At 67.6% G+C, this 25,981-nt stretch carries 22 protein-coding genes and 3 rRNA genes; 10 read left to right on the plus strand and 15 right to left on the minus strand.

From position 1 onward, the window contains the following. Positions 1-142: 142 nt before the first annotated feature. From DBP14_RS18235 to rrf, 3 genes are all read left to right on the plus strand, one after another. Positions 143-1,670, plus strand: a 16S ribosomal RNA gene (locus DBP14_RS18235). A gap of 283 nt (positions 1,671-1,953) precedes the next feature. Then, a 23S ribosomal RNA gene (locus tag DBP14_RS18240) occupies positions 1,954-5,091 on the plus strand. Positions 5,092-5,180: 89 nt separating this feature from the next. Further along, positions 5,181-5,297, plus strand: a 5S ribosomal RNA gene (rrf, locus tag DBP14_RS18245). The 16S, 23S and 5S rRNA genes sit together here, the layout of an rRNA operon. 71 nt (positions 5,298-5,368) lie before the next feature. Here rrf and DBP14_RS18250 read toward each other — a convergent pair. Continuing rightward, the gene (locus DBP14_RS18250; protein WP_129308240.1) at positions 5,369-5,917 is read right to left on the minus strand and encodes an isochorismatase family protein; all 549 of its coding nucleotides are present in this window, start codon (positions 5,915-5,917) and stop codon (positions 5,369-5,371) included. 82 nt (positions 5,918-5,999) lie between these two features. Between DBP14_RS18250 and DBP14_RS18255 the strand changes: the two genes are divergently transcribed. Beyond that, a complete protein-coding gene (locus tag DBP14_RS18255; RefSeq protein WP_206739290.1) occupies positions 6,000-6,560 on the plus strand; it encodes a GNAT family N-acetyltransferase in 561 nt (186 codons plus the stop codon). Positions 6,561-6,589: 29 nt separating this feature from the next. Here DBP14_RS18255 and DBP14_RS18260 read toward each other — a convergent pair whose 3' ends face one another. The 8 genes from DBP14_RS18260 to DBP14_RS18295 form a co-directional block, all read right to left on the minus strand. Further along, positions 6,590-8,137: a type IV secretory system conjugative DNA transfer family protein gene (locus DBP14_RS18260; protein ID WP_129308241.1), complete on the minus strand. Its 1,548-nt coding sequence runs from the start codon at positions 8,135-8,137 to the stop codon at positions 6,590-6,592. Between the two features lie 22 nt (positions 8,138-8,159). Further along, positions 8,160-9,590, minus strand: a complete 1,431-nt coding sequence (locus tag DBP14_RS18265) for an ATP-binding protein (protein WP_129308242.1) — start codon at positions 9,588-9,590, stop codon at positions 8,160-8,162. A 6-nt stretch (positions 9,591-9,596) separates the two neighbouring features. Then, entirely contained in the window at positions 9,597-11,159 is a 1,563-nt protein-coding gene (locus tag DBP14_RS18270; protein WP_129308243.1) for an SCO6880 family protein, read from the minus strand. Continuing rightward, the gene (locus DBP14_RS18275; RefSeq protein ID WP_129308244.1) at positions 11,156-12,487 is read right to left on the minus strand and encodes a hypothetical protein; all 1,332 of its coding nucleotides are present in this window, start codon (positions 12,485-12,487) and stop codon (positions 11,156-11,158) included. Before DBP14_RS18275 ends, DBP14_RS18270 begins: the two co-directional genes overlap by 4 nt. Further along, a complete protein-coding gene (locus DBP14_RS18280) occupies positions 12,477-13,310 on the minus strand; it encodes a hypothetical protein (protein ID WP_129308245.1) in 834 nt (277 codons plus the stop codon). The genes DBP14_RS18275 and DBP14_RS18280 overlap by 11 nt, the downstream gene beginning before the upstream one ends. A gap of 156 nt (positions 13,311-13,466) precedes the next feature. After that, positions 13,467-13,775: a hypothetical protein gene (locus DBP14_RS18285; protein WP_014673544.1), complete on the minus strand. Its 309-nt coding sequence runs from the start codon at positions 13,773-13,775 to the stop codon at positions 13,467-13,469. Positions 13,776-14,213: 438 nt separating this feature from the next. Then, positions 14,214-15,551, minus strand: a complete 1,338-nt coding sequence (locus DBP14_RS18290) for a S53 family peptidase (protein ID WP_129311935.1) — start codon at positions 15,549-15,551, stop codon at positions 14,214-14,216. A 309-nt stretch (positions 15,552-15,860) separates the two neighbouring features. Then, positions 15,861-16,463 carry a TetR/AcrR family transcriptional regulator gene (locus tag DBP14_RS18295; RefSeq protein WP_129308246.1) on the minus strand — a complete coding sequence of 201 codons (603 nt, stop codon included), beginning with the start codon at positions 16,461-16,463 and terminating at the stop codon, positions 15,861-15,863. Positions 16,464-16,525: 62 nt separating this feature from the next. Between DBP14_RS18295 and DBP14_RS18300 the strand changes: the two genes are divergently transcribed. Next, the gene (locus tag DBP14_RS18300; RefSeq protein ID WP_129308247.1) at positions 16,526-17,431 is read left to right on the plus strand and encodes an oxidoreductase; all 906 of its coding nucleotides are present in this window, start codon (positions 16,526-16,528) and stop codon (positions 17,429-17,431) included. On the opposite strand, the gene DBP14_RS18305 is transcribed toward DBP14_RS18300, so the two are convergent. After that, the gene (locus DBP14_RS18305) at positions 17,418-17,867 is read right to left on the minus strand and encodes a copper-binding protein (protein ID WP_129308248.1); all 450 of its coding nucleotides are present in this window, start codon (positions 17,865-17,867) and stop codon (positions 17,418-17,420) included. The two genes, DBP14_RS18300 and DBP14_RS18305, sit on opposite strands and share 14 nt — an antisense overlap. A gap of 181 nt (positions 17,868-18,048) precedes the next feature. Between DBP14_RS18305 and DBP14_RS18310 the strand changes: the two genes are divergently transcribed. Continuing rightward, on the plus strand, positions 18,049-18,891 hold the full coding sequence (locus tag DBP14_RS18310; protein ID WP_129308249.1) for an SDR family oxidoreductase: 843 nt from the start codon (positions 18,049-18,051) through the stop codon (positions 18,889-18,891). 16 nt (positions 18,892-18,907) lie between these two features. Here the strand turns inward: DBP14_RS18310 and DBP14_RS18315 are convergent, their stop codons facing one another. Further along, a complete protein-coding gene (locus tag DBP14_RS18315) occupies positions 18,908-19,216 on the minus strand; it encodes a hypothetical protein (protein ID WP_241740961.1) in 309 nt (102 codons plus the stop codon). After that, positions 19,210-19,398 carry a toxin-antitoxin system HicB family antitoxin gene (locus DBP14_RS18320; protein WP_129308250.1) on the minus strand — a complete coding sequence of 63 codons (189 nt, stop codon included), beginning with the start codon at positions 19,396-19,398 and terminating at the stop codon, positions 19,210-19,212. The genes DBP14_RS18315 and DBP14_RS18320 overlap by 7 nt, the downstream gene beginning before the upstream one ends. Positions 19,399-19,583: 185 nt before the next feature. On the opposite strand from DBP14_RS18320, the gene DBP14_RS18325 reads away from it, so the two are divergent. Together DBP14_RS18325 and DBP14_RS18330 are read left to right on the plus strand one after the other, a co-directional pair. Further along, complete coding sequence (locus tag DBP14_RS18325) at positions 19,584-21,128, plus strand: MFS transporter (RefSeq protein ID WP_241741256.1); 1,545 nt, start codon at positions 19,584-19,586, stop codon at positions 21,126-21,128. Between the two features lie 22 nt (positions 21,129-21,150). Continuing rightward, positions 21,151-21,549, plus strand: a complete 399-nt coding sequence (locus tag DBP14_RS18330; protein ID WP_129308251.1) for a nuclear transport factor 2 family protein — start codon at positions 21,151-21,153, stop codon at positions 21,547-21,549. A 7-nt stretch (positions 21,550-21,556) separates the two neighbouring features. On the opposite strand, the gene DBP14_RS18335 is transcribed toward DBP14_RS18330, so the two are convergent. Together DBP14_RS18335 and DBP14_RS18340 are read right to left on the minus strand one after the other, a co-directional pair. Next, a complete protein-coding gene (locus DBP14_RS18335) occupies positions 21,557-21,883 on the minus strand; it encodes a DUF397 domain-containing protein (protein WP_129308252.1) in 327 nt (108 codons plus the stop codon). 11 nt (positions 21,884-21,894) lie between these two features. Then, on the minus strand, positions 21,895-22,737 hold the full coding sequence (locus tag DBP14_RS18340; protein WP_129308253.1) for a helix-turn-helix transcriptional regulator: 843 nt from the start codon (positions 22,735-22,737) through the stop codon (positions 21,895-21,897). Between the two features lie 194 nt (positions 22,738-22,931). Here DBP14_RS18340 and DBP14_RS18345 point away from each other — a divergent pair, with 194 nt between their 5' ends. Then, positions 22,932-23,366 (plus strand): ATP-binding protein, encoded by a 435-nt coding sequence (locus DBP14_RS18345; protein ID WP_129308254.1) that lies wholly within the window; start codon positions 22,932-22,934, stop codon positions 23,364-23,366. Between the two features lie 176 nt (positions 23,367-23,542). Next, entirely contained in the window at positions 23,543-24,316 is a 774-nt protein-coding gene (locus DBP14_RS18350) for a serine protease (protein ID WP_129308255.1), read from the plus strand. Positions 24,317-24,352: 36 nt separating this feature from the next. Here DBP14_RS18350 and DBP14_RS18355 read toward each other — a convergent pair whose 3' ends face one another. Then, positions 24,353-25,756, minus strand: a complete 1,404-nt coding sequence (locus DBP14_RS18355; protein ID WP_347239653.1) for a glycosyltransferase family 39 protein — start codon at positions 25,754-25,756, stop codon at positions 24,353-24,355. Positions 25,757-25,981 lie beyond the last annotated feature (225 nt).

The raw sequence follows: 25,981 nt of genomic DNA on the forward strand, positions 1-25,981 counted from the left end.
TACCCCGTCTCCGGTCATCACGACCGGGACGAGGTTCCTTTGAAATACACAGCGAGGATGCTGTGAACGGTCGGATCATTCCTCCGACTGTTCCGCTCTCGTGGTGCTCACCGGCTGAATTAATTTTCTGGCCGAGTAAACATTCACGGAGAGTTTGATCCTGGCTCAGGACGAACGCTGGCGGCGTGCTTAACACATGCAAGTCGAACGATGAACCTCCTTCGGGAGGGGATTAGTGGCGAACGGGTGAGTAACACGTGGGCAATCTGCCCTTCACTCTGGGACAAGCCCTGGAAACGGGGTCTAATACCGGATACGAGGTTCGGAGGCATCTTCGAACTTGGAAAGCTCCGGCGGTGAAGGATGAGCCCGCGGCCTATCAGCTTGTTGGTGAGGTAGTGGCTCACCAAGGCGACGACGGGTAGCCGGCCTGAGAGGGCGACCGGCCACACTGGGACTGAGACACGGCCCAGACTCCTACGGGAGGCAGCAGTGGGGAATATTGCACAATGGGCGAAAGCCTGATGCAGCGACGCCGCGTGAGGGATGACGGCCTTCGGGTTGTAAACCTCTTTCAGCAGGGAAGAAGCGAAAGTGACGGTACCTGCAGAAGAAGCGCCGGCTAACTACGTGCCAGCAGCCGCGGTAATACGTAGGGCGCAAGCGTTGTCCGGAATTATTGGGCGTAAAGAGCTCGTAGGCGGCTTGTCACGTCGATTGTGAAAGCCCGAGGCTTAACCTCGGGTCTGCAGTCGATACGGGCTAGCTAGAGTGTGGTAGGGGAGATCGGAATTCCTGGTGTAGCGGTGAAATGCGCAGATATCAGGAGGAACACCGGTGGCGAAGGCGGATCTCTGGGCCATTACTGACGCTGAGGAGCGAAAGCGTGGGGAGCGAACAGGATTAGATACCCTGGTAGTCCACGCCGTAAACGGTGGGAACTAGGTGTTGGCGACATTCCACGTCGTCGGTGCCGCAGCTAACGCATTAAGTTCCCCGCCTGGGGAGTACGGCCGCAAGGCTAAAACTCAAAGGAATTGACGGGGGCCCGCACAAGCGGCGGAGCATGTGGCTTAATTCGACGCAACGCGAAGAACCTTACCAAGGCTTGACATATACCGGAAACATCCAGAGATGGGTGCCCCCTTGTGGTCGGTATACAGGTGGTGCATGGCTGTCGTCAGCTCGTGTCGTGAGATGTTGGGTTAAGTCCCGCAACGAGCGCAACCCTTGTTCTGTGTTGCCAGCATGCCCTTCGGGGTGATGGGGACTCACAGGAGACCGCCGGGGTCAACTCGGAGGAAGGTGGGGACGACGTCAAGTCATCATGCCCCTTATGTCTTGGGCTGCACACGTGCTACAATGGCCGGTACAATGAGCTGCGATACCGTGAGGTGGAGCGAATCTCAAAAAGCCGGTCTCAGTTCGGATTGGGGTCTGCAACTCGACCCCATGAAGTCGGAGTCGCTAGTAATCGCAGATCAGCATTGCTGCGGTGAATACGTTCCCGGGCCTTGTACACACCGCCCGTCACGTCACGAAAGTCGGTAACACCCGAAGCCGGTGGCCCAACCCCTTGTGGGAGGGAGCTGTCGAAGGTGGGACTGGCGATTGGGACGAAGTCGTAACAAGGTAGCCGTACCGGAAGGTGCGGCTGGATCACCTCCTTTCTAAGGAGCACATAGCCGACTGCAAGCAAATGTCTTGCACGGTTGCTCATGGGTGGAACGTTGATTATTCGGCACCGGTCCTGAAATTCTCCTGCTAGTACTGCTTCGGCGTGGAACACAGAGGGAACGGACGGACGGTGCCGGGCACGCTGTTGGGTATCTGAAGGTACGGCCGATACGGCTGCCTTCAGCTGCCGGCCCCAGTGCACTCGAACCGTAAGAGTTCGGGGTGATGGGTGGCTGGTCGTTGTTTGAGAACTGCACAGTGGACGCGAGCATCTGTGGCCAAGTTTTTAAGGGCGCACGGTGGATGCCTTGGCACCAGGAACCGATGAAGGACGTGGGAGGCCGCGATAGTCCCCGGGGAGTCGTCAACCAGGCTTTGATCCGGGGGTTTCCGAATGGGGAAACCCGGCAGTCGTCATGGGCTGTCACCCACTGCTGAACACATAGGCAGTGTGGAGGGAACGAGGGGAAGTGAAACATCTCAGTACCCTCAGGAAGAGAAAACAACCGTGATTCCGGGAGTAGTGGCGAGCGAAACCGGATGAGGCCAAACCGTATGCGTGTGAGACCCGGCAGGGGTTGCGCGTGCGGGGTTGTGGGATCTCTCTTCTGTCGTCTGCCGGCGGCAGGACGAGTCAGAAACCGTTGATGTAGGCGAAGGACATGCGAAAGGTCCGGCGTAGAGGGTAAGACCCCCGTAGTCGAAACGTCAGCGGCTCGTTTGAGAGACACCCAAGTAGCACGGGGCCCGAGAAATCCCGTGTGAATCTGGCGGGACCACCCGCTAAGCCTAAATATTCCCTGGTGACCGATAGCGGATAGTACCGTGAGGGAATGGTGAAAAGTACCGCGGGAGCGGAGTGAAATAGTACCTGAAACCGTGTGCCTACAAGCCGTGGGAGCGTCGGAATGTGCTTGCACATTCTCGTGACTGCGTGCCTTTTGAAGAATGAGCCTGCGAGTTTGCGGTGTGTTGCGAGGTTAACCCGGGTGGGGAAGCCGTAGCGAAAGCGAGTCCGAACAGGGCGCCGTCTTTAATTAGACACTGAGTAGCACGCTCAAGACCCGAAGCGGAGTGATCTAGCCATGGGCAGGTTGAAGCGGAGGTAAGACTTCGTGGAGGACCGAACCCACCAGGGTTGAAAACCTGGGGGATGACCTGTGGTTAGGGGTGAAAGGCCAATCAAACTCCGTGATAGCTGGTTCTCCCCGAAATGCATTTAGGTGCAGCGTCGTGTGTTTCTTGCCGGAGGTAGAGCACTGGATAGGCGATGGGCCCTACCGGGTTACTGACCTTAGCCAAACTCCGAATGCCGGTAAGTGAGAGCGCGGCAGTGAGACTGTGGGGGATAAGCTCCATGGTCGAGAGGGAAACAGCCCAGAGCATCGACTAAGGCCCCTAAGCGTACGCTAAGTGGGAAAGGATGTGGAGTCGCAGAGACAACCAGGAGGTTGGCTTAGAAGCAGCCACCCTTGAAAGAGTGCGTAATAGCTCACTGGTCTAGTGATTCCGCGCCGACAATGTAGCGGGGCTCAAGCGTACCGCCGAAGTCGTGTCATTGCAGCATATACGCCCAACGGCGGCTGTGATGGGTAGGGGAGCGTCGTCTGCCGGGTGAAGCAGCACCGGAAGGTAGTTGTGGACGGTTGACGAGTGAGAATGCAGGCATGAGTAGCGATACAAACGTGAGAAACGTTTGCGCCGATTGACTAAGGGTTCCTGGGTCAAGCTGATCTGCCCAGGGTAAGTCGGGACCTAAGGCGAGGCCGACAGGCGTAGTCGATGGATAACCGGTTGATATTCCGGTACCCGCTGTGAAGCGTCAAACATCGAGCATCGTGATGCTAAGGCCGTGAAGCCGCCCTTGATCTCTTCGGAGTGATGGGGAGTGGTGGAGCCGCTGAACCAAGCGGTTAGTAGGTGAGTGATGGGGTGACGCAGGAAGGTAGTCCATCCCGGGCGGTGGTTGTCCCGGGGTAAGGGTGTAGCCCGAGTGGTAGGCAAATCCGCCACTCATGCAGGGTGAGACCTGATGCCGAGCCGATTGTGGTGAAGTGGATGATCCTATGCTGTCGAGAAAAGCCTCTAGCGAGTTTCATGGCGGCCCGTACCCTAAACCGACTCAGGTGGTCAGGTAGAGAATACCGAGGCGTTCGGGTGAACTATGGTTAAGGAACTCGGCAAAATGCCCCCGTAACTTCGGGAGAAGGGGGGCCACATCCGGTGACGAGTCTTGCACTCCGAGCTGGGGGTGGCCGCAGAGACCAGCGAGAAGCGACTGTTTACTAAAAACACAGGTCCGTGCGAAGCCGTAAGGCGATGTATACGGACTGACGCCTGCCCGGTGCTGGAACGTTAAGGGGACCGGTTAGCTCACTTTCGGGTGGGCGAAGCTGAGAACTTAAGCGCCAGTAAACGGCGGTGGTAACTATAACCATCCTAAGGTAGCGAAATTCCTTGTCGGGTAAGTTCCGACCTGCACGAATGGCGTAACGACTTCTCGACTGTCTCAACCATAGGCCCGGTGAAATTGCACTACGAGTAAAGATGCTCGTTTCGCGCAGCAGGACGGAAAGACCCCGGGACCTTTACTACAGTTTGATATTGGTGTTCGGTTCGGCTTGTGTAGGATAGCTGGGAGACTTTGAAGTTCACACGCCAGTGTGGGTGGAGTCGTCGTTGAAATACCAGTCTGGTCGTGCTGGATGTCTAACCTGGGTCCGTGATCCGGATCAGGGACAGTGTCTGATGGGTAGTTTAACTGGGGCGGTTGCCTCCTAAAGAGTAACGGAGGCGCCCAAAGGTTCCCTCAGCCTGGTTGGCAATCAGGTGTTGAGTGTAAGTGCACAAGGGAGCTTGACTGTGAGACCGACGGGTCGAGCAGGGACGAAAGTCGGGACTAGTGATCCGGCGGTGGCTTGTGGAAGCGCCGTCGCTCAACGGATAAAAGGTACCCCGGGGATAACAGGCTGATCTTCCCCAAGAGTCCATATCGACGGGATGGTTTGGCACCTCGATGTCGGCTCGTCGCATCCTGGGGCTGGAGTCGGTCCCAAGGGTTGGGCTGTTCGCCCATTAAAGCGGTACGCGAGCTGGGTTTAGAACGTCGTGAGACAGTTCGGTCCCTATCCGCTGTGCGCGTAGGAGTCTTGAGAAGGGCTGTCCCTAGTACGAGAGGACCGGGACGGACGAACCTCTGGTGTGCCAGTTGTTCTGCCAAGGGCATGGCTGGTTGGCTACGTTCGGGAGGGATAACCGCTGAAAGCATCTAAGCGGGAAGCCTGCTTCGAGATGAGGACTCCCACCCACTTGATGGGGTAAGGCTCCCAGTAGACGACTGGGTTGATAGGCCAGATATGGAAGCACCGTGAGGTGTGGAGTTGACTGGTACTAATAGGCCGAGGGCTTGTCCTCAGACGCTCGCGTTCACTGTGTTGGTTCTGAAACCACGAACAGCCCCATGCCTTTACCGGCATGGTGTGGCGTTCACAGTTTCATAGTGTTTCGGTGGTCATAGCGTGAGGGAAACGCCCGGTTACATTCCGAACCCGGAAGCTAAGCCTCACAGCGCCGATGGTACTGCAGGGGGGACCCTGTGGGAGAGTAGGACACCGCCGAACAAACTTTAAGAAAACCCCCGCATCGAAAGATGCGGGGGTTTTCTGCGTTTCAGGGGATTCGGGGAAACGTCTCAGAACGTCACCTCTGCCGTGTCCACTGTGCCGGCCTTGCGGCCCGGGGCCTCGTGCCATTTCCAGTACAGGTTGGTGTGCGCGATCACCAGGTCCGGGGACGGGGCGCCGTACTGGCTGAGATCCTCCGTGGTGTGGGCGTCGGCGATCAGCGTCGCGTCGTAGCCGCGGACGAAGGCGCCGTGCAGGGTGGAGCGGATGCAGACGTCCGTCTGGGCGCCGGTGACCATCAGCCGGCCGATCCCCCGCTCGGCCAGCACCGACTCCAGCTGGGTGTCCTCGAACGAGTCCGGGTAGTTCTTGTGGACCAGCGGCTCGCCGTCGTCGCGGACGAGTTCAGGGACGTACTCCCAGTTCTCCGTCCCCTCCTTCATCTCGTCGTCGGAGTGCTGGATCCAGATGACGGGTACGTCCGCCGCGCGAGCCTTGTCGACCATGGTGCTGATGTTCGCGATGACGCCGTCACGGTTGTGCGCTGAGGCCACCACCCCCTTCTGCACGTCGATCACGAGCAGTGCGGTGCGGGGTCGGTCAGGGAGCGTTGTCATACGGCCACAGTAGGACAGCCCTCCGACAACGGTCTCCGAATATGAGATGGAGGGGCCGCCCCACAGGGACTACCGTTCCTCCATGAGCACCCTGACCAGCGATGACTACGTCATCCGCGCCATACGGCCCGACGAGTGGACCGCGGTGAAGCAGCTTCGGCTCGACGCCCTGCGGGACCCGGTCGCGCACCTCGCCTTCCTGGAGACCTTCGAGAACGCCCAGTCGCAGCCGGACGGCTTCTGGCAGGACCGGGCCAAGGGTTCCGGTGAGGGCTCCACCAGCGCGCAGCAGTTCGTCGCCGAGACGGCCGACGGCTCGTGGGCCGGCACGGTGACCGTGCTCATCGAGGAGGCGGGGACGACCGACTGGGCCGGGGCTCCCGTCGAGCAGCGCCAGGGGCATGTGGTCGGTGTGTTCGTACGGCCCGAGCACCGGGGGAACGGGCTGATCAAGTCCCTGTTCGACGCCGGTGTGGCGTGGGCGTGGAAGCAGCGGGCCGAGCGGGTACGGCTGCTCGTGCACGAGGACAACGCGCGGGCGCAGGGCGCCTACCGGAAGATCGGGTTCGCGCCGAGCGGGGTGAGTGTGCCGCTCGCGTCGGACGAGGCCCAGAACGAGCTGGAGTTCGTGCTGATGCCGTAGCGTCCTCGGGCCGCCTGGAGGTCCTCCGCCTAGACCGGGAGTTCCTGGTTCGGCCAGCGGGAGCGGGCCTGTTCGCGGGAGCGGAGCAGGGCCAGGGTCGGCAGGCCCTGGGCGGTGCCCGTGGCGAGCAGCTCCGGGAGCTGGGGGATGGGGGCCACCGCGGCGATGTCGTCGAGGACGAGGGTGACTGGTGGGTCGAGCCGACCGGAGGATGACCGTGCGGCCATGCGCCGGCCGTGCTCGACCACGCTTGAGACGAGGGCCGTCAGGAGGGGCATCGCGCCGGGGTTGGTCCTGGGGTCCTCGATGGAATCTCCCACCACATAAAGCGTGCCCCCTTCGTGGACGAAGGAATCCAAGGCAAGGGCATCAGTTCGGTTGGGAGTGCATGCTTCGCGGATGTTGACCGTGAAGAGCGCGGCGAGGGCGCGTCCGGTCAACTCCTGTGCGATGTCCCGGCGTTCCGGGTGCGCGGTGAGAGCCGCTTCCAGCTCGCCGGCCGCGCCGGGGGCTGCCTTGGGGTGGGTGCGGAGGGTTCGTACGGCGTCCTGGATCTGGGTGCCCTGTGCCCAGCGGTGGACGTGCCGGATGGTGCGGGACTCCAGGGCGGCGGCGTGCAGGTAGCTGCGCAGGAGGATTATCGCCGTGTCGGCGACGGCCTGGTCGATCTTGGCGGTGGGCTGTACGGGGGTGAGAAGGGCGGTGGCTCTGGCGAGGGCCGTCGGCTTGTCCTCGCAGCCGGTCGTGGGGGACCAGTGGAGTCTGGCGGGGGTGTCGCAGCGGTGGGTGGGGTCGTAGAGGAGGGTGGGGCCGAGTTTGGCTCTGGCGTCCTTCGTGTCCTGCCAGAGGGCGGGGTTCGAGGTGACGACGAGGGCGGGGCCGGGGGCGTCCTGGAGGGCCTGGGCGGCGGTGGAGTGGCGGGCGGCGGGGGCGGCGGCGTAGAGGACCGCGGGGGTTTCCCACCTACCCACCCGTTCACCCTCGTTCGAAACCGCACCCGACCCCACCGGCACAGGCTCCGCCCGAGGCGCGGGCACCTCATGCGAAGCCTCAGGTACCTGCGCAGCCACCGCCACGTCTTGCTGGGGCTCGGGCATCCGCGCAGTCACCGGCACCTCCTGCTGGGGCTCCCGTGCCCGGACAGTCCTCGGCGTCTCCTGGGCAGGCCCAACGGCAGTGCCCTGGGCAGGTGCCGTAGCCGACGCCCGGCGTGCCCTCCCCGTTCTCCATCTCGTCAGTGCCCCCATCGTGAACAGGGCCGCGACGAAGAGGATCATGAGTTGGCCGATGAACAGGCCCCAGAAGAGGCCCCAGCCGGAGAGTTGGGCGGGTGGGGTGTCGGGCCAGGCGCCCGGCAGGTCGTGGGGTTCGCCGATGAGGTGGCGCATGGCCAGGGGCGTGCGGGTGAAGGTGACGGCGTCCGGCCAGCCGCCGTGGGCGAACCAGGCCGCCAGGCCCGTCGCCGACCACACCAGCAGGGTCATGCCGATCAGGAACGCGAGTATCCCGACCAGGAGGCCGTCAGGGATGCCGCCCTGGCTCTGGCCCTCCCGGCGGTCGCCGGTGCCCTGTCTCACCCGTGCCACCCTCCCCCTGCCCCTACGCCACCGTCGATTCGGAGTCGCCGAGAGGCTGTTCCATGTGCTGCTCCATGAAGGCCGCCGCCCGCTGCTCGGCCTCCAGTTCGGCGGCCCGCAGGGCGTCGTCGGCGGCGGCGAGGCGGTCGCTGGAGGACTCGGTCATCGCGCGGTCGGTGAAGACGAGGGGCCGTTCGGTCTCGGTGATGAGGTGTTTGACGACCTGGACGTTGCCGTTGACGTCCCAGACCGCGATGCCCGGCGTGAGGGTGGGGATGATCTCGACCGCCCATCGGGGCAGGCCCAGCACCCGGCCGGTCGCTCTGGCCTCGTCGGCCTTCTGGGCGTAGATCGTCCTGGTGGAGGCCATCTTCAGGATCGCCGCGGCCTCCTTGGCCGCCGCGCCGTCGACGACGTCGGACAGGTGGTGGACGACGGCGACGAAGGACAGGCCGAGCCGGCGCCCGAACTTCAGCAGCCGCTGGAACAGCTGGGCCACGAAGGGGCTGTTGATGATGTGCCAGGCCTCTTCGACCAGGAAGATGCGCTTCTTGCGGTCGGGGCGGATCCAGGTGTGCTCCAGCCAGACGCCGACGATGGCCATCAGGATCGGCATGGCGATGGAGTTGCGGTCGATGTGGGAGAGGTCGAAGACGATGAGAGGGGCGTCCAGGTCGATGCCGACCGTCGTCGGGCCGTCGAACATGCCGCGCAGGTCGCCGTCGACCAGGCGGTCCAGGACGAGGGCGACGTCGAGGCCCCACGCCCGTACGTCGTCTATGGCGACGTTCATCGCCTCGGCCGACTCGGGCTCCGGGTGCCGTAGCTGCTCGACGATGTCGGTGAGGACGGGCTGGCGGTCGAGGATGGTCTCGTTGACGTAGGAGTGGGCGACCTTGAGGGCGAAGCCGGAGCGCTCGTCCAGGCCGTGGCCCATCGCCACCTCGATGATGGTGCGCAGCAGCGCCAGCTGGCCCGTCGTGGTGATGGCGGGGTCCAGGGGGTTGAGGCGGATGCCGTGGTCCAGGGCGGCCGTCGGGTCGAGCCGGATGGGGGTTATCCCCAGCTCCTCCGCGATCAGGTTCCACTCGCCGACGCCGTCCTCGCCCTGTGCGTCGAGGACGACGACCTGGCGGTCGCGGAAGCGCAGCTGCCGCAGGACGTACGTCTTCTCCAGGGCGGACTTGCCGTTGCCGGACTCGCCGAGGACCAGCCAGTGCGGGGCGGGGAGCTGCTGGCCGTACAGCTGGAAGGGGTCGTAGATGTAGCCCTTCCCGGAGTACACCTCGCGGCCGATGATGACGCCGGAGTCGCCGAGGCCGGGGGCGGCGGTGGGCAGGTAGACCGCCTGGGCCTGGCCGGTGGAGGTGCGCACCGGCAGGCGGGTCGTCTCGACCTTGCCGAACAGGAAGGCCGTGAAGGCGTCGGTGAGGACGGACAGCGGATCCCGCATCAGGTCCTACCTCCGGATGCCGGTGGCGAAGGGCAGCGTGTTGACGAACGCGCGGTGGTGCTCACGGTCGCACCACTCCAGCTTGAGGTACGACTTTCCGGCGGAGGCCCTTATCGTCCGCTTGTCGCGGTTCAGGGCCTCGGGGGAGCGGGCGGACACGGTGATGTAGCCGACCAGGTTGACGCCGGCGGCGCCGCTGGCGAGGTCCTCGCCGCGCTGGTCGAGCCGGTTGTGCGCGGCGATGTCGCGCGGGTCGACGGTCCGGTTCATCTTGGCGGCGCGGGATGCCTCGGCCTCGTCGTTGGTCTTCTCGGTCAACATACGTTCGATGGCTACCTCGGTGGGTTCGAGATCCATCGTCACGGCGACCGTTCGGATGACGTCGGGGGTGTGGACGAGCAGCGGCGCCAGGAAGTTGACGCCGACTGGGGTCATCGGCCACTCCTTCACCCAGGCGGTGGCGTGGCACCAGGGCGCGCGGGTGCTGGACTCGCGGGTCTTGGCCTGGAGGTACGTCGGCTCCAGCGCGTCCAGTTCGGCCGGCCAGGCGTTGCGCTTGGTCATGGCCTGGATGTGGTCGATGGGGTGGTCCGGGTCGTACATGGAGTGGATGAGGGAGGACAGCCGGCCCTGGCCGAGGGGCTGGCGGACCCGGATGTCGGCCTCCTGGAGGCGGGAGCAGATGTCGGTCAGCTCGCGCGCCATGACGACGGCGAGCCCCGCGTCCTTGTCCAGCTTCCGGCCCGCCTGCGGGCGGGCCGCGCGGGCCATGGCGTGCGCCTCGGCGGCCAGGTCGCGGCTGTAGTGCATACAGGCGACGAGGTACGCGCGGTGCTGCTCACTGCTGGTGGACACCATCGACTGGAGCTGGTCGTAGGACCGGGCCAGCCAGTCGGGTGCCTTGTCGTCTCCGCGTACGGCGACGTCCTTGGCGTGCGCGTCCGGGTCGGCCGGCAGGGTGCGGGCGAGCATCTGGAGCCGGGTGACGAAGCCGTCGCCGTTGGCCACGTGCTTGAGGAGCGTGCCGAAGCGGTCGACGAGGGCTTCCTGGTCCTCGGAGTCGCGCAGGCCGACGCCCGGCCCCTCGATCTCGATCGCGGCCGTGACCGTACGGCGGTCGGCGTGCAGGAGTACGGCGATCTCGTCGGGCCCGAACGGGGCGGCGAGCCAGTTGATCCTGCCGATGCCGGGCGGCGGCCCGATCTCCACCTCTCGCCCGTCCAGGCTGGTGCCGGCCTCCATGACGGAGGAGCGGTAGACGGCGGCGCTGCCCTTGATGGTGCGCTTGTAGGAGCGGTTGATCTCGAACCACTTGTAGAACGTGCGGCGCTTGTACGGCACGTAGACCGCGGCCAGCGCGAGCAGCGGGAAGCCCATGAGCAGCACGATCCGCAGGCTCAGAACGGGGACGAGGAGCCCGCACATCATGCCGAGGAACGCGCCCGCGATGATCAGAACGATCTCGCCGGACTCGCGGTTGCGGCCGACGATCGCGTTCGGGCGGGCCCGGCCGATCAGATACGTACGGCGGGGCGTGACCGGATGGGACAGGTGGGACTCGGTCGTCAACGCCCTTCACCTCCCGAGCTGTTGGTGTTGCGGGTGTTGCTTGCGTGCGGGGTGTTGACGGGGCTGGGCGCGCGCGGCGCGGGCGCGGCGGAGGGGACGGCTCCACCGGCGGGCGCGGGCGCGGTCCCGCGGGTGCTGTGGGCGGCGACACCGCCGGAGAGGGGGTTGGCGGGCCGGGCACCGCCGCCGCTCTGGGCTCCGCCCCCGCCGCCGTTGTTGTCGGCGCGGGCGCTGTGCGTCTTGATGCCCTGGGCGACGAGGGAGGCGGGCGAGCTGATGACGGCCGCGGCCTTGCTCTCCGCGCCCTGCATGATGCGGTTGTTGCGGGAGCCGGCGATCTCGTCGCCGAAGCCGGGCACGAAGCGGTAGATCATCGCGCTGGCGAAGATGGCCAGCAGGATGATGGCGAGGCCGGAGACCACCGCCGAGAACGCGTCGGGGCCGTCGCCCGAGGACAGGGCGCCGGCCAGGCCCAGCACGATGACGATCACCGGTTTGACGAGGATCACCGCGATCATGATCCCGGCCCAGCGGCGGACGTGCCCCCACAGGTTCTTGTCGACCAGGCCCGCGTAGACGACCGTGCCGAGCAGCGCGCCGACGTACAGCAGGGCGGCGCGGATCACCAGCTCCAGCCAGAGGATGCCGGCGGCGAGGATGCTGACCAGGGAGACCACGATCAGCATGATCGGGCCGCCGCCGATGTCGTTGCCCTTGCTCAGGGCGCCGGAGAACGTACCGAAGAACGTGTCCGTCTGGTCGCCGGTCGCCTTCGCGAGCACGTCGGTGACGCCGTCCGTCGCCGAGACGACGGTGTAGAGGATCAGCGGGGTGAAGGCGGAGGCGAGGACGGTCAGCCAGAGGAAGCCGACGGCTTCGCTGATGGCGGTGGTGAGGGGCACGCCGCGTACGGCGCGCTTCGCTACCGCGAGGAGCCAGAGGAGCAGGGTGAGGATCGTCGAGGCCGCGAAGACCACCGCGTACTGCTGGAGGAACTTGTGGTTCGTGAAGTCGACGTTCGCGGTCTCCTTCACGGCGTCGCTCAGCTTGCCGATGGTCCAGGATGCGGCGTCGGCACAGCCCTTTCCCAGGGAGGAGAGGGGGTCGAGGGTGGAGGAGAGGGGGGTGTCGGGGGTGAGGGATTTATGGGAGGAGCCGCCTCCGCTGTCGCTCTCGCAGTACTGCTTGGCGGGGCCGACGATGAGGTCGCACTTGTTGGACGACGGTTTGGGGGCGGCGACGGCTCGCGTGGCCAGCAGGAGTACGGCGGTCTGTGCGGCGCCGACGGCTGCGGTGAGCTTGAGGACGCGGCGCGGGCTACCGGGCATAAGTGAAGCCTCCGAACTCCTGGACGGCCTTTGCCATCTGGTCGGCGCTGGATGCCTTGTCGTCACCGGGAACCGGGGCGGGGCCGTCCTTCTGCGAGAAGCTGTCGACCTTCCAGTCACCATCCGCCCAGCGCAGCTGCAGGGTCATGGTGAACCAGTCGCTGGTGACAGGGTTCGTCGTGTTCTCGCCGGCGGTTCCGAACACGCCGGTGCACCAGACTTCGACCGTGGCCGCGGAATCCGAGTAGCCCATGAGTTTGGTGCCGAGGGGGGCTGTGCGGGAGACATAGGTGTCCCCGGCAGGCGCGTTGCCGTTCTGGTCCAGGCCGATGCTGCTCAGGAACTGCTTGTCGTACGCCTTGTTGAACTTGTCCACCAGTGCCGCCTGCTTGTCGGCGACGAACACTTGTTTGATGACCTCGTTACGCCACACCGGTTTGAGAATGTCGGCCGACACCAGGACCACCGCGTAATTCGCCGCCGCACTTTGGGCACCCTGCCCACTCTGCGCGAACCCCGACGGGATCCCCCCGCTCTTCGTCTCCACGGGACGTGTCCCGGTCGCCGCGGTCGCGGCCGCCTTAGGCTTGTTCGCGGCGCTGGAGTCTCCTGACGAGCCGTCGGCGGACGATCCCCCCCTGTTCGCGAAGGCGATCGCGGCGATGAGGAGGACGACGACGCCGACCACGGTGACCAGGCTGCGGGGGGACGAGCGGCGGGGGCCCCGGCGGGGGGCGCCGCCGTAGGGGTCGTTCTCCGGCAGGCGGGTACGCGTCTGGCCCGAGTGGCTGTCGGTGTAGCCCTGCTCGTCTCCGGTGCTCATGCGGCGTACGCCCCTTCCCCCTCGTAGAGATACGACGGTAGCCGTGCTGGTTCCCGCGCGGGCGCGGTGTGGTGACTCGACATCAGGGAAACGCAACCTCAGCCGGTGGGCACGACGGGGAGAAGGGGGAGAGGAGGCAGGGGAGGAGACGGGGTGTCAGACCGCCATGCCGTACACGATCGTGAACAGGGTGCCGAGGGAGCCGATGATGAACACCCCGGTGAGGCCGGCGATGATCAGGCCCTTGCCCTGTTCCGCGCTGAACGTGTCGCGCAGCGCGGTCGCGCCGATCCGCTGTTTGGCCGCACCCCAGACCGCGATGCCGAGGCAGAGCAGGATGGCGACGGCCATCACCACCTCGATCATCACCTTGGCCTCGTTGCCCAGGCTGCCGAAGGGGCCCCAGTCCGGAGCGATCCCGCCGATGATGGTGTTGATGTCTCCCTTGTCGGCCGCAAAGAGCATGTAAGTCACCGCCCCTGATGGGTAGTTCCGCAACGGCCCCTGCGGCGTGCAGAGGTCAGGTCTCATTCTCGCCGACAACGTCGCCGTCGTATGTCGACTTGACGTCAATCACCGTCGGGTTTCGTACAAATGGCTTGTTCGGTCACTCTGTGTATCACGGCAGGTTACGCCGGGCAACGAGGTGGGAGCGGAACCTGTGTGTGGTTCCGTCGTTGACCTCTTTTACGACCCGCGCGGTTTCTGACGGCTGGTCGGGTGACGGTCGGTCCGGTCCGATGTTCTCACGCCGGGGTGACAGTGGAGCATGACGGAGGGGCCCCGGCGGTTGCCGGGGCCCCTCCTGTGTTGCCGCCGAGGGGACCCCACGTCCCCCTCATGCTGGCGGCTCCCCGTGACCCGACGGGGTGACTCGGTGTGCTGACCCGATGTGGTGACGGGTCAGCCGGTGAAGGCGCTGGTGCCCTCCGGGGTGCCTACGCCGGTGGGGCCGTCGTAGCCGGTCCGGGCGGTGCACAGGTAGCTGGTGGAGCAGGTGCCGTTGCTGCCGCTGGTGACGTCGTTCAGCGCGGCGGTGCCGGCGGCGGCGTACGGGTACTTGGCGGGGTAGTCGCCGCTGCCCGGGGTGCCGGCGAGGGCGTAGACGCCGGCGATGATCGGGGCGGAGGCGCTGGTGCCGCCGAAGGTGTACCAGCCGGCGGTGACGCCGTAGGAGTCGTAGACGGCGACGCCGGTCGCGGGGTCGGCGACGGCGGAGACGTCGGCGATGGTGCGCTTGGCGCAGCCGGTGTCGGTCTGCCAGGCGGGCTTGGTGTCGTAGGCGGAGCAGCCGGAGCCGGTGCCCTCGGTGGAACTGGTGTTCCAGACGGACTCGGTCCAGCCGCGGGCATTGGAGGAGGACTTCAGGGCGGTGCCGCCGACGGAGGTCACGTAGCGGGACGCGGCCGGGTACTCGGCGCCGTAGCCCTCGTCGCCCGCGGAGGCGGTGATGGCGACGCCCGGGTGGTTGTAGTACGAGGAGTCGTACGACGGGTCGGAGGATGACTCGGAGCCGCCGTAGCTGTTGGAGACGTACTTGGCGCCGAGCTTGACGGCCTCGTTGACGGCGGTGCCGAGGTTGGCGGTGGTCGCGGACTTGGCTTCGACCAGCGTGATGTGGCACTGCGGGCAGATGGCGGACGCCATGTCCAGGTCGAGGGACTCCTCCTCGGCCCAGCCGCTGTCGGCCCTCGGCAGGGAGGTGGTGGAGCCGGTCTGGCTCACCTTCTTGAAGCAGCCGTTGGCGGTCGTGCAGGCGGGCAGGCCGTAGTGGGAGCGGTAGGCGGCGAGGTCGGCGGCGGCGTTGGGGTCGTCGTAGGCGTCGACGATGGCGATGGTTCTGCCGGAGCCGTTGGAGGCCGCCGCGGAGGTGAGGCCGTAGGCGTTCTGGAGGTCGGCGGGGCCGTAGCCGGTGGGGCCGGCGGCGGCCGCGTCCGGGGTGACGGCCTGCGCCGTCCGGCCCGTCTTTGCGGCCTCGGCCTTCTGGAAGGCGGTGACGCCGCCGGTGACGCGGAGGGAGTCGCAGGCGAGTTCGCCCGTGTGCTTGGGGGTGGCGCAGGGGGTCGCCGTCCAGGTGGTCCTGGTGGGGGCGGTGGCCGCTCCTGTCGCGGCGGCTCCCGCGGCGTGCGCCTGGGCGGCGGTGCCGAGTCCGGTGAGCAGGAGTGCGGCGGTGGCCGCGGCGGCCCCGGCGATACGGCGCCGGGTGCGCGGGGCGCCGGATATGTGGGGGGAGGTGGGGATGGTCGGGGTGGTGGTGGGCAACGTACAGCCTCCTGTGAGGGGTGGGGAGAGGCCTGCGGTGTGGGGGACCACCGGTGGGTGACCGGCGGGGGCGGCGGCCCGCGACCGACCCTCGCTTGTTGAGTACGTGACAACAAGCAGGCTGATGGAATCCTGACTTCCGCATTACCGAAGGAGGTTGGTGTCTTACCGGGGGATGGGGAGGGGGTGGCGTCGCGGTGGGAACGGCTTGACCCGCGGCACAGGGCGGTCACAGTGAGGCGCGCCAGGTGGCTTGCGGGAAGGGGCGGCCGGGTGACCCTGTGGGCCCTATCGCGGCCGGAGTCCGTGCAGCAGCAGGTGGACGTGTTCCTCCAGGCCGGCCATGGCCTCGTCGGCGTCCAGGGCGCAGGAGGCGATGAGGGCGGCCAGCCCGTGCAGGCTCGCGGCCGCGACCATGGTGATCCGCTCGGGGTCGCCCGCGACGATCTCGCCCCGCTCCTGTGCCTCGGCCATCGTCCGCGTCAGTGAACCGAGGGAGCGGTCGACGGCTCCCGCGAGCTGGGCGGAGCTGTGCGGGTCGTGCTTGCGCGCGAACATCAGTTCAAGCAGCTCGGGGTGGTCGACGGCGAAGCCGAGGTAGGCGCGGGCGAGGGCGGTCATCCGCTCCTCGAAGGAGAGTCCGGGGCGGTCGGCACCGGACAGGGCCCCGTCGAGGCGGTCGTACCCGTCCAGCGCGAGCGCGTCGAGCAGGGCCTGCTTGTCCTTGAAGTGCCGGCCGGGCGCCGCGTGGCTGACGCCGACGTCCCGCGCCAGCTCGCGCAGCGACAGCGCGCCGACGCCCTTCTCCCGCAGGGTGCGCTCGGCGCTCTTGAGGAGGGCGGCGCGGAGGTCTCCGTGGTGGTAGGGGCGGGGAGGGGTCAGGCGCGGCATGCGGACCATCGTATCCCGATGTTGTCGTTGACAGCATTGTTGGCGTTGCCTACATTGGGGTCATGGCAACCAAGTGGAACGTGACCGACCTGCCCGACCTGTCCGGCCGTACGGCCGTGATCACCGGCGCGAACAGCGGCCTCGGCCTCGCCACCGCCCAGGCGCTGGCGGGCGCCGGCGCGCACGTGGTGTTCGCCGTACGGGACCTGGCGCGGGGCGGCGCCGCGGCGGCGCGGGTCGGCGGCAGCACGGAGGTGCGCCGCCTGGACCTCGCCGACCTGGCCTCGGTGCGGGAGTTCGCCGACGCCTGGGACGAGCGCCCGCTGGACCTGCTGATCAACAACGCGGGCGTGATGATGCTGCCGGAGCTGTGCACCAAGGACGGCTTCGAGATGCAGTTCGGCACCAACCACCTCGGGCACTTCGCGCTGACGAACCTGCTGCTGCCGTACGTCACGGACCGCGTGGTGACGGTGTCGTCCGGCCTGCACCGCAGCGGGGACGGGGTGATCAGCTTCGCCGACGTCAATCTGCGCGGCCGGTACAGCCCGACCCGCGCGTACGCCCAGTCCAAGCTGGCCAACCTGCTGTTCACGCTCGAACTCCAGCGCAGGCTGACCGAGGCCGGCTCACCGGTACGGTCCCTGGCCGCCCACCCCGGCTACGCCGCGACCAACCTGCAGAGCCACCACGCGAACCCCGTCGCGCGGGCGTTCCTGGGCCTCGGCAACAGGCTGCTCGCCCAGTCGGACCGCGCGGGTGCGCTGCCCACCCTCTACGCGGCGACGCGGGACCTGCCGGGCGCCGCGTACGTCGGCCCCGACGGCCTCGGTGAGATGCGGGGCGCGCCGGCGCTGGCGGGCCGCAGCGCGGCGGCGAGCGACCCGGAGGCGGCCCGCCGTCTGTGGACGCTGTCGGAGGAGCTGACGGGGGTGGACTGGGGGCTCGCCAAGGTCAGCCGACCGTGATGTGCTGGTCCATGCCGAGCTGTTTGTGGCTGTCGACGGGGCAGTAGATGTCGTAGTTGCCCTTCTTGAGGGTCACGGTCAGGGTGGCGTGCTGTCCGTGCTGGATGTTGCTGGTGTGCGCGTCCTCGACGCCGGGGCCGTCGATCGACAGGGCGTGTGTGACCTTGCCGGCGTTGTCGGAGACGAAGGTGTAGGTGCCGGGTGTGAAGTGGGACCGGGAGAGCTTGAGCGCGTACTCGGTCTCGGTGACCGTGACGCGGGTCCCGGAGACGTGCGCCTGACTGCTGCTGCTACTGCTGCTCTGGGTGCTGCCGCTACCGTTGTTGCTGTGGCCGCTTCCCCCGCCTCCGCCCCCGCCGCAGGCGGCGAGGGTGACGGCGGCGGTGCCGGCGACCGCCACCGCCCCGAGTGACCTGCGCAGTGCCGTAGGAACCATCCGACTCATCCCCTTACGAGCCTTCCAGGCGTGATGCCGCGGAATTCCGTCTTTGAGTGGTACGTGCGCGTACGCACCACCGTTCAGCGGTCCGGAGCCGACCGGATACGGTGACCTGCGGGACACCCGGACTCCGGGATTCCGCATAGGACCGAACCGAACCCTTTGGACGGCGGCAGGGATGGACGGCGTCGACGACGACGGCACGGGCGGCGACGCGGCCGGCGACGCGGGCCGGGGCACGGACGGGAGCGCAGGCCGCGCCGCGGCGCACGTGAGCTTCCGGCTGGACGGCCGTACGGCTCTCGTGACCGGCTCCGTCCGCGGCCTCGGCCTGGAGATGGCCCGGGGCCTGGCGCAGGCCGGCGCCCGCGTCGTCCTCAACGGCCGCAACCGCACCACGCTCGACGCGGTCGTCGCCCTGCTCCGCCGAGAGGGCTACGACGTGACCGGCGCGGCCTTCGACGTCACCGACCGGGAGGCGGCCGAGGAGGCGGTGAGCGCGCTCGGCGCCATCGACGTCCTGGTCAACAACGTCGGCCACCGCGACCGCCGGGGCGTGGCGGAGATGACCCCGGACGAGCTGGCCGCGATGCTCGACGTCCACCTGACCTCGGCGTACGCGCTGAGCCAGACGGTCGCCCGGGGACTGGCCGAGCGCGGCGTCCCGGGCCGGATCATCAACGTCTCCTCGGTGGTCGGCCAGCTCGGCCGCACCGGTGACGTCGCCTACGCCACCGCCAAGGCGGGCCTCGACGGCCTGACCCGCGCCCTCGCCGCCGACCTCGGCCCCAGCGGCACGACCGTCAACTCGGTCGCCCCCGGCACCTTCGCCACGGACGTCAACGAGGACCTGGTCCACGACGCCGACTGGACCCACTGGCTCCGCACCCGCACCGCCCTCGGCCGCTGGGGCCGCCCCGGCGAGATCGCGGGCATCGTCGTCTTCCTCGCGAGCGACGCGGCGTCCTTCATCACCGGCCAGACGATCCCGGTGGACGGCGGGATGACGACGACGTTCTGAACGTCGCCGCATCCGCTCAGAGGTCGAGGACCGCGCGCAGAGCCTGGTCGACGCGGGCGATCGCGTCCGGGCCGATGTTTCCGAGGTAGGTGCCGTCGTCGAAGCGGGCTGTCTTGAGCTGCGTGAGGTTGAGGGCCACGGCCACCGCTTCGACGGGCGCGGTCAGGCGGACGGACATGATCGTGTCCGGGTAGGCGCCCGGCGGATGCAGGACAAGGGCGAGGCAGGCGCCGAACGTCTCGTCCAGCCCGTCGAGGCTGACGACACAGACCGTCCGCTCGCCCTGCGCACCCTTCACCTGCCAGATGTCACCTTTGTTCACCACGCGTCGCCCTCACCGTCCAGATCCGGACGGTATCCGGCCGCCGCGAGCTGCTTCGCCGCGTCCAGGGTCATCTGCCGGCGGACGAGGCGGTCTATGAACGCGGATACGTTCCCCTCGGGGGCGTGAGCGCGAACGTAGCCGGCGGACACGTCGGACAGAGACACGGTGAGCTTCGTGGTCATACTCGCATCATACCCGAGTCATACCGCCGTGAGCTGGGGTGGTGGTCTGGCTCCCGGCCCCGGATGCGGGAGGCACCGCACGCTCGCAGACTGGTCGGATGAGTGCCATGCGCGCGGGACGTGAGCAGGGGGTCCGCTCGGTCGCGGGGCAGGGGCCGCCCCGGCAGACCCTGGCGCTGGCGGCGATGATGTTCGCCGTCGCCATGACGTTCATCGACCAGACGATCGTGGCCATCGCCACCCCCGACATCGTCGACGAACTCGGGCTGTCGACCTCCGGGATGCAGTGGGTCGTCAACGCCTACCTGCTGGCCCTCGCCGCCTTCTTCGCCCTCGGCGGGCGGCTCGCCGACCTGCTCGGCGCCCGCCGGATGGTCATGATCGGCACCCTCGTCTTCGTCGTCTCCTCGGTCCTGTGCGGCTGCGTACCCCGGGGCGGCTTCGCGCAGACCTGGCTGATCGTCTTCCGGGCCACGCAGGGCCTGGGCGCCGCCCTCCTCTTCCCGGCCGCCCTCGCCGTCGTCGTCGCCGTGTTTCCCGTCGACCGGCGCGGTCGCGCCCTCGCCCTGTTCTTCGGCATCTCCGGCGCGCTGACCGCCCTCGGCCCGCTGCTCGGCGGCTGGCTCACCGGCTGGACCTGGCGGGCCATCTTCTGGGTCAACGTGCCCGTCGCCCTCACCGCCCTGGTCCTCACGTATCTCGCCCGCATCCCCGACCGCCGCCGCGCGGAACGCCTGGACGTCGCCGGCGCCGCCCTCATCGCGGTCGGCATGGGCCTGAGCGTCCTCGGCTTCCAGCAGGCCTGGTCCTGGGGCTGGGACAGCGCCGCCACCTGGGGCTGCATCGCCGGCGGACTCCTCGTCCTCTACGGCTTCGTCCGCTACGAACGCGGCGTCCAGCACCCCCTGGTCAACCTGCGGATCTTCCGCGACAAGGCGTTCACCGCCGACACCGCGGTGCTGTTCTTCGCGATGCTCGCCTTCGTCCCCCTCTTCTTCTTCGCCTCCGTCTACGCCCAGATCTCCCTCAGCGCCTCCCCCAACCAGGCCGCCCTCTTCCTCCTCTACTTCTTCGCCGGGTTCGCCATCGCCTCCCAGTGGGGCGGCCGCATCCTCGACAAGCGGGGCGCCCGGCCCGCCCTCAAACTCGGCAGCCTCCTCGGCGCGCTCGGCTTCGCCCTGTGGGCCGGCCAGATGACCGACCTCTCCATGCACGACCAGTGGCCCTACGCCGCCCTCGCCGGCGCCGGCATCGGCTTCATCCTGGCCCCCGCCTCCACCGACGCGGTCAACCGGGCCATCGGCGCCTCCTACGGCGAGGTCACCGGCATCACCCAGACCGTCCGCAACTACGCCGCGAGCATCGGCCTCGCCGTCTACGGCACGATCCTCACCCACGTCACCAACGGCAACGTCGTCCACTCCCTGGAGTCCCGCGGCCTGTCCCCGGCCGTCTCCAAGGACATCTCCCGCCACATCACCGAGTCGATCACCGGCAGCGGCGACACCCGCGTCCCGCAGGGCAGCGGCCAGGCCGCCTCCGTCATGCGGGACACCATGAACACGATCCGCATGGACTTCGCCGAGGCCAACCAGTGGGTCTTCTACGGCATGGCCATCGCCCTCGGCCTCGCCTACCTCGCCGCCCTGCGCCACCCCGGCGGCCGGGTCACGGCACCCCCGGAAGCGGAGCAGCAGCGCGCCCCAGCGGAGGAGCAGCACCGCGTGTGACTCCCTCGGCTAGAGTCCGCCCATGTCCAAGGCCGAGATAGACGCGCTCACCGCCGAGTTCTTCGGCGCCTTCGACAACCGGGGCGGCCGGCCGGCCGACGTGGCGCGACTCCGCCGCCTGCTCCTCCCCGAGGCGGTCATCGTCGTCACCCGCCCCGACTTCACCGTCTCCACCCTCGACGAGTTCATCGAACCCCGCGAACGCCTCCTCGCCGACGGCCGGTTGACCGAGTTCTCCGAGTGGGAGACCTCCGAGCGGACCGAGATCGCCGGGGACGTCGCCTGCCGCGTCGCCGAGTACCGCAAGTCCGGCCTCATGAACGGCGAGCCCTACGAGGGCGGCGGCGTGAAGACCCTCCAATACGTCCGCACACCCGACGGCTGGCGGATCTCGTCCTTCGCCTGGTACGACCACCCCTGAGCAGCCGTCACCCCGCGAACCGGTCGAACTCCCCCGCCCGCACCCCGAGTACGAAGGCGTCCCACCGGGGGCGCGTGGTCGTGACGACTCCGCCGGCCGCTTTGAGCCGCACAGCATCCCCCTCGCCGAAGGCGACCTCGATGGGCGCGGGCGCCTGCCTCTCTCCCTTGAGTACGGCGAGAAGGGCGCCGAAGGCGGCGGGCGTGGCCGTGAGTATCGCTCCGCTGGGGTCGGCGGATTCGGTTATGTGGACTTCGTCGGGTGATTCGGCTACGTGGATGCAGGAGTTGCCTTCCGGGCAGTACGACGACTTCTGCCAGGTGAACAAGGGCATGCTGGGCTTCCTCACAGGTCCTTCAGGATGGTGTGGATGAAGTTCTGCGACTCCTCCGGGGTGAGGGCCGCCGCTTCGAGCCGGTCGAGTGTGACGCGGTACTTGCTCAACTGAGCCTCCGCGTCCAGGAAAACGGGGCCGTGCGACTGGTCGAGGTTCACCGTGTCGAGTTGCGGTACGGCGCCCTCGGCGTAGTAGACGGACTGGCCGGAACCGGCGAAGGTGCCCGCGGCGAACGGGATGACGTGGATCGCGACGTGCTCACGCTGGTTCATCTCCAGCAGGTGCGTGAGCTGGTTCCGGGTGACCCGGGTGCCGCCGAACCTCATCCGCAGCGCCGCCTCATGGATGATCACCTGCTGTGGTGTGGGTGGGTTCCGGAAGAGGACAGCCTGGCGCTTCACCCGGAACGAGACCCGGTGCTCGATGTCCGGCGGGGACAGGTCGGGGACGCCTTGACGGAAGATCTCGCGGGCGTAGTCGGTCGTCTGGAAGAGGCCGGGGATGTGCACGGTCACCGCTGTGCGCAGACGCGTTGCGTAGTGCTCCAGCTCGGCGAGATCCAGGAGCGCGGTGGGCAGTATCTCCCGGTACTCCTCCCACCAGCCGCGTGACCGCTCGCCCGTCATGTCGCACAGGGCATCGACGAGCCCGGTGTCCGGACAGTCGTAATGGGTGGCCATGGTCCGCATCCGCTCCGGGCTCACGCCCACCCGGCCGGCTTCAAGGTTGCTGACCTGCGCCTGCTTGATGCCGAGGAGTTGACCGGCCTCGGTGGAGCTGAGCCCCGCCCGTTCGCGGAGTTTGCGCAGCTCCGCGCCGAACCGCAGCTGGCGACCCGTTGGATTCCTCACGGGCTTGCCGCCTCCTTGCCGTCACTCACTCGGGTGGTAGTGAAGGAGATTCCCGCATAACAGTGAATACCTTCACCGAACGCCGCTACCTTACAACTGGGCCCCCGCCCAGAAGTGCCCCGCTCGACGGAGCGGCGACGGCCACTGGGCAACCGAAGCTGCACGCAACCCACTTCAGTGATCGGAGACTCGCCATGCCCACCGTATCCCCGCCCTGGACCTACACCCTCCAACTCCCGCGCGATCCACGCGCACCGGGGATCGCGAGGGCCACCCTCCGTACCGTCCTCGCGGCGCACGACCTCGGCACGCTCACGCCCACCGCCGAGCTGCTGGCGGCGGAACTGCTGGCGAACGCCCAGTTGCACACCACCGGTCCCTATGCCCTGCGGCTGCTCGGGCGGCAGTCGGGGCGGCTGACGGTGGCCGTGTGGGACACGGACCCGCGGGTGCCGCCGGGCTTCACGGCCGACGCGGCACCAGCCGACGTAGTGCCGGACGAGGACGCGGAGAGCGGGCGCGGGCTGCACCTGGTGAAGGCGTGCGCGGATTCCTGGGGCGTCTCGGTGCTGCGGCAACTGGGCGCGTCGCGGGGCGGGAAACTGCTGTGGGCCGACTGCCAGGGGTGATGACCTGGGGTGACGGATGAAGAGGCGGAGGTGAGGGCAGGACAGTACCGTGGAGGGATCGTCATATGAGATACGTGTTCAGGCTGACCTCTCCGTCCGCGCTCAGGGAGGTTCACAGGTAATTCTCAGTGAAGTCGGGGAGGCATTCTCACCTTCTTGCGACAGAGTGAGGCCTGATGAAGCGCAGCTCACGCATCTCGGTCAGCTCGCGTCCCGCGTTGCTCGGGGCGGTGATCATGCTGGCGCTGACGTCCGCGTCGGTGGCCGCCGCCGACGACGGGCGCGGGCCGCTCGGGGTCACCGTGGTGACCGGGGTGAGTCGGCAGAGCATGCGGGTGGGCGCGCTGTTCGGGACGGAGAACGCCGACGACCTGGCCGGCCACCACTTCTGCACCGCCTCCGTCGTGCACAGCCCGCAGGGCAATCTGATCGCGACGGCCGCGCACTGCGTGGGCGGGACCGAGGGCGACCGGGTCTTCGTGCCGGGGTACCGGGACGGGAAGGCGCCGTACGGGGTGTGGAAGGTGACGAAGCGGTTCATGCCGGACGCGTGGGCGAGCGGGGAGGACGAGGACAGCGACGTCGCCTTCGCCTACGTGGAGGAGCTGGACGGCGGGGGACGTCGGATCGAGGACCTGGTCGGCGCCAACCGGTTCGCGGCCGGGACGGTCACGGGGTCGACGCCGGTGACGCTCACCGGCTACCCGAGCTCCCTCGACGTGCCCATCAGGTGCACCAACAAGCCGGGCCGGCAGAGCCCTACGCAGCAGCGCATCGACTGCCCCGCCTTCACGAGCGGCACCAGCGGCAGCCCGTGGGTGAACGGAAGCGGACAGCTCGTCGGCGTCCTCGGCGGCCACGAGCGGGGCGGCTCGACCCCGGACGTCTCCTACAGCGTGGCTTTCGGCCGCCCGGCGGCGGAACTGTACGCGGACGCGACGTCGGGCTGAAGGGAGCTGTGGCGCAGGTGTCCGAGGTGCCGGTGTTCAACGCGCCGACGCGAGCCGTTCGTAGACCGTCACCCGCCGGCCGCGCACCTGCTGGTCGGCCACGGCCCGGAAGTACCTCTTCAGCACGGACGCCTTCATCCTGTCCCGCTCGGCTTGCGGGGGCTTTGCCACGCCGGTCGCGTCGGTGACCAGCAGGATGCGTGTGCGAGCCAGCATCGCCGCCCGTATTCGGTCCGGTGCGGATTCCACACCCTTGAGCGTTCCGGACTTCTCCGGACTCTCGGCCAGGGCGATATCCCGCAGACCCGAGAAGTCGGCCGGACAGACGGATTTGGTGTCCCGTCGGGCCGACGGGATGAAGAGCACGCCGTCACCCGTCTTCTTCATCCACCGCACATCAGAGGAGACCGCCAGGACGTCGTCCACCCGGCTTGAGGGAGACCGCTTGGCGAGCGACTGCGGCAACAGGGCTGCCGTCGCCACCGCGATCACGGTGGGGAGGACCCATATCGACGCCCCCGGGTGCCGCTGCCGCACGGCCGTGACGACGGCGCCGACGATCCTGCCGATGAGCAGGGCCAGACCCAGCATGCTGAAGAGGACGTACCGGTCCAGGAACAGCGGCTGGACCAGGGAGAGACCGATGAGGCCGGTCTGCGGCACCGCCAGCAGCGGCAGACCGACGGCGGCCACGGACAGCTCGCCTGCTCGGGGCCGGTCCAGGAGAGCACCGGCCCCGCCGATCGCGAGCAGGATCGCCGGGCCGATGAGCATGTGCCAGGTCAGCGGGGGTATCCACGACACCTGCGCGGACTGGGTTCGGCTGAAAAGGATCAGGGGCAGCACACAGGCCGTGGCCGCGCCGGAGGAAACCGCCCACCGAAGCCAAATCCGCCGGCTCGCCCGGGTCCAGACGAGAGTCGCGAGATGCGCGGGCAGCACCATGAGCGAGAGCCAGTTCAGCAGCCCGCTCAGCAGCACCGTGCTGCCGTAGAAGGCCCAGTACAGCGTGCGACCTCGGTCGCGCAGCAGCAGCTTGGTGAGGAGCAGGGTGGAGGCTGCGGCGCCGACCGCGACCAGTGCGTACGGGCGTCCTTCCTGGAGATAGAACTGCACGGCGGGAAGCAGCCCGAAGGCCATTCCCCCGGCCAACCCGGTCCAGAAACCCGCCAGCTGCCGACCGATGGCGCCGACACATCCGGCAGCGGCCGCCATGGCCAGGACCGACGGCAACCGCAGCGTCGTGGTACTGGGCCCGAAGGTCTCGAACAGGGCGTGCATCAACAGGTAGTAGCACCCGTGCACGACGTCGACGTGGGCCAGCATGTGCCAGATCTCAGCCGTGGACCGCTGGGCCACCTGCCACGTCGCGGCCTCGTCCCGCCACACGCTGTTCTGCCGCGACAGCCCCCACAGCCCGAGGCCCACGGTCCACAGCACGGGTATCAGCCACACCAGAGTCCGGCCGTGCCCACGAGGGACGGAAGACGCCTCGGAAGCCGTCCTCGTCCTCGCGCCCTGACGGCGCGACGACGACCGAAAAGCATGGGTCATAGGCATGAAGGAAAGCTTCCGCAAAGGCTGTTGATGACAGCCCCGTTGGAAGCTGACGCGACAAACAATGCCATCAGCGTATTCGGGTGTCGCACCGCTTTTCGCTCGAAT

Source organism: Streptomyces sp. L2, from assembly GCF_004124325.1.
Taxonomy (GTDB): Bacteria; Actinomycetota; Actinomycetes; order Streptomycetales; family Streptomycetaceae; genus Streptomyces.

What these genes read in the sequence shown, in the direction of transcription:
- DBP14_RS18250 (WP_129308240.1), bottom strand. Translation starts at nt 5,917, where the DNA reads ATGACAACGCTCCCTGACCGACCCCGCACCGCACTGCTCGTGATCGAC.
- DBP14_RS18255 (WP_206739290.1), top strand. Translation starts at nt 6,000, where the DNA reads ATGAGCACCCTGACCAGCGATGACTACGTCATCCGCGCCATACGGCCC.
- DBP14_RS18265 (WP_129308242.1), bottom strand. Translation starts at nt 9,590, where the DNA reads ATGCGGGATCCGCTGTCCGTCCTCACCGACGCCTTCACGGCCTTCCTG.
- DBP14_RS18275 (WP_129308244.1), bottom strand. Translation starts at nt 12,487, where the DNA reads ATGCCCGGTAGCCCGCGCCGCGTCCTCAAGCTCACCGCAGCCGTCGGC.
- DBP14_RS18280 (WP_129308245.1), bottom strand. Translation starts at nt 13,310, where the DNA reads ATGAGCACCGGAGACGAGCAGGGCTACACCGACAGCCACTCGGGCCAG.
- DBP14_RS18285 (WP_014673544.1), bottom strand. Translation starts at nt 13,775, where the DNA reads ATGCTCTTTGCGGCCGACAAGGGAGACATCAACACCATCATCGGCGGG.
- DBP14_RS18295 (WP_129308246.1), bottom strand. Translation starts at nt 16,463, where the DNA reads ATGCCGCGCCTGACCCCTCCCCGCCCCTACCACCACGGAGACCTCCGC.
- DBP14_RS18300 (WP_129308247.1), top strand. Translation starts at nt 16,526, where the DNA reads ATGGCAACCAAGTGGAACGTGACCGACCTGCCCGACCTGTCCGGCCGT.
- DBP14_RS18305 (WP_129308248.1), bottom strand. Translation starts at nt 17,867, where the DNA reads ATGGTTCCTACGGCACTGCGCAGGTCACTCGGGGCGGTGGCGGTCGCC.
- DBP14_RS18310 (WP_129308249.1), top strand. Translation starts at nt 18,049, where the DNA reads ATGGACGGCGTCGACGACGACGGCACGGGCGGCGACGCGGCCGGCGAC.
- DBP14_RS18320 (WP_129308250.1), bottom strand. Translation starts at nt 19,398, where the DNA reads ATGACCACGAAGCTCACCGTGTCTCTGTCCGACGTGTCCGCCGGCTAC.
- DBP14_RS18325 (WP_241741256.1), top strand. Translation starts at nt 19,584, where the DNA reads ATGATGTTCGCCGTCGCCATGACGTTCATCGACCAGACGATCGTGGCC.
- DBP14_RS18330 (WP_129308251.1), top strand. Translation starts at nt 21,151, where the DNA reads ATGTCCAAGGCCGAGATAGACGCGCTCACCGCCGAGTTCTTCGGCGCC.
- DBP14_RS18335 (WP_129308252.1), bottom strand. Translation starts at nt 21,883, where the DNA reads ATGCCCTTGTTCACCTGGCAGAAGTCGTCGTACTGCCCGGAAGGCAAC.
- DBP14_RS18345 (WP_129308254.1), top strand. Translation starts at nt 22,932, where the DNA reads ATGCCCACCGTATCCCCGCCCTGGACCTACACCCTCCAACTCCCGCGC.
- DBP14_RS18350 (WP_129308255.1), top strand. Translation starts at nt 23,543, where the DNA reads ATGAAGCGCAGCTCACGCATCTCGGTCAGCTCGCGTCCCGCGTTGCTC.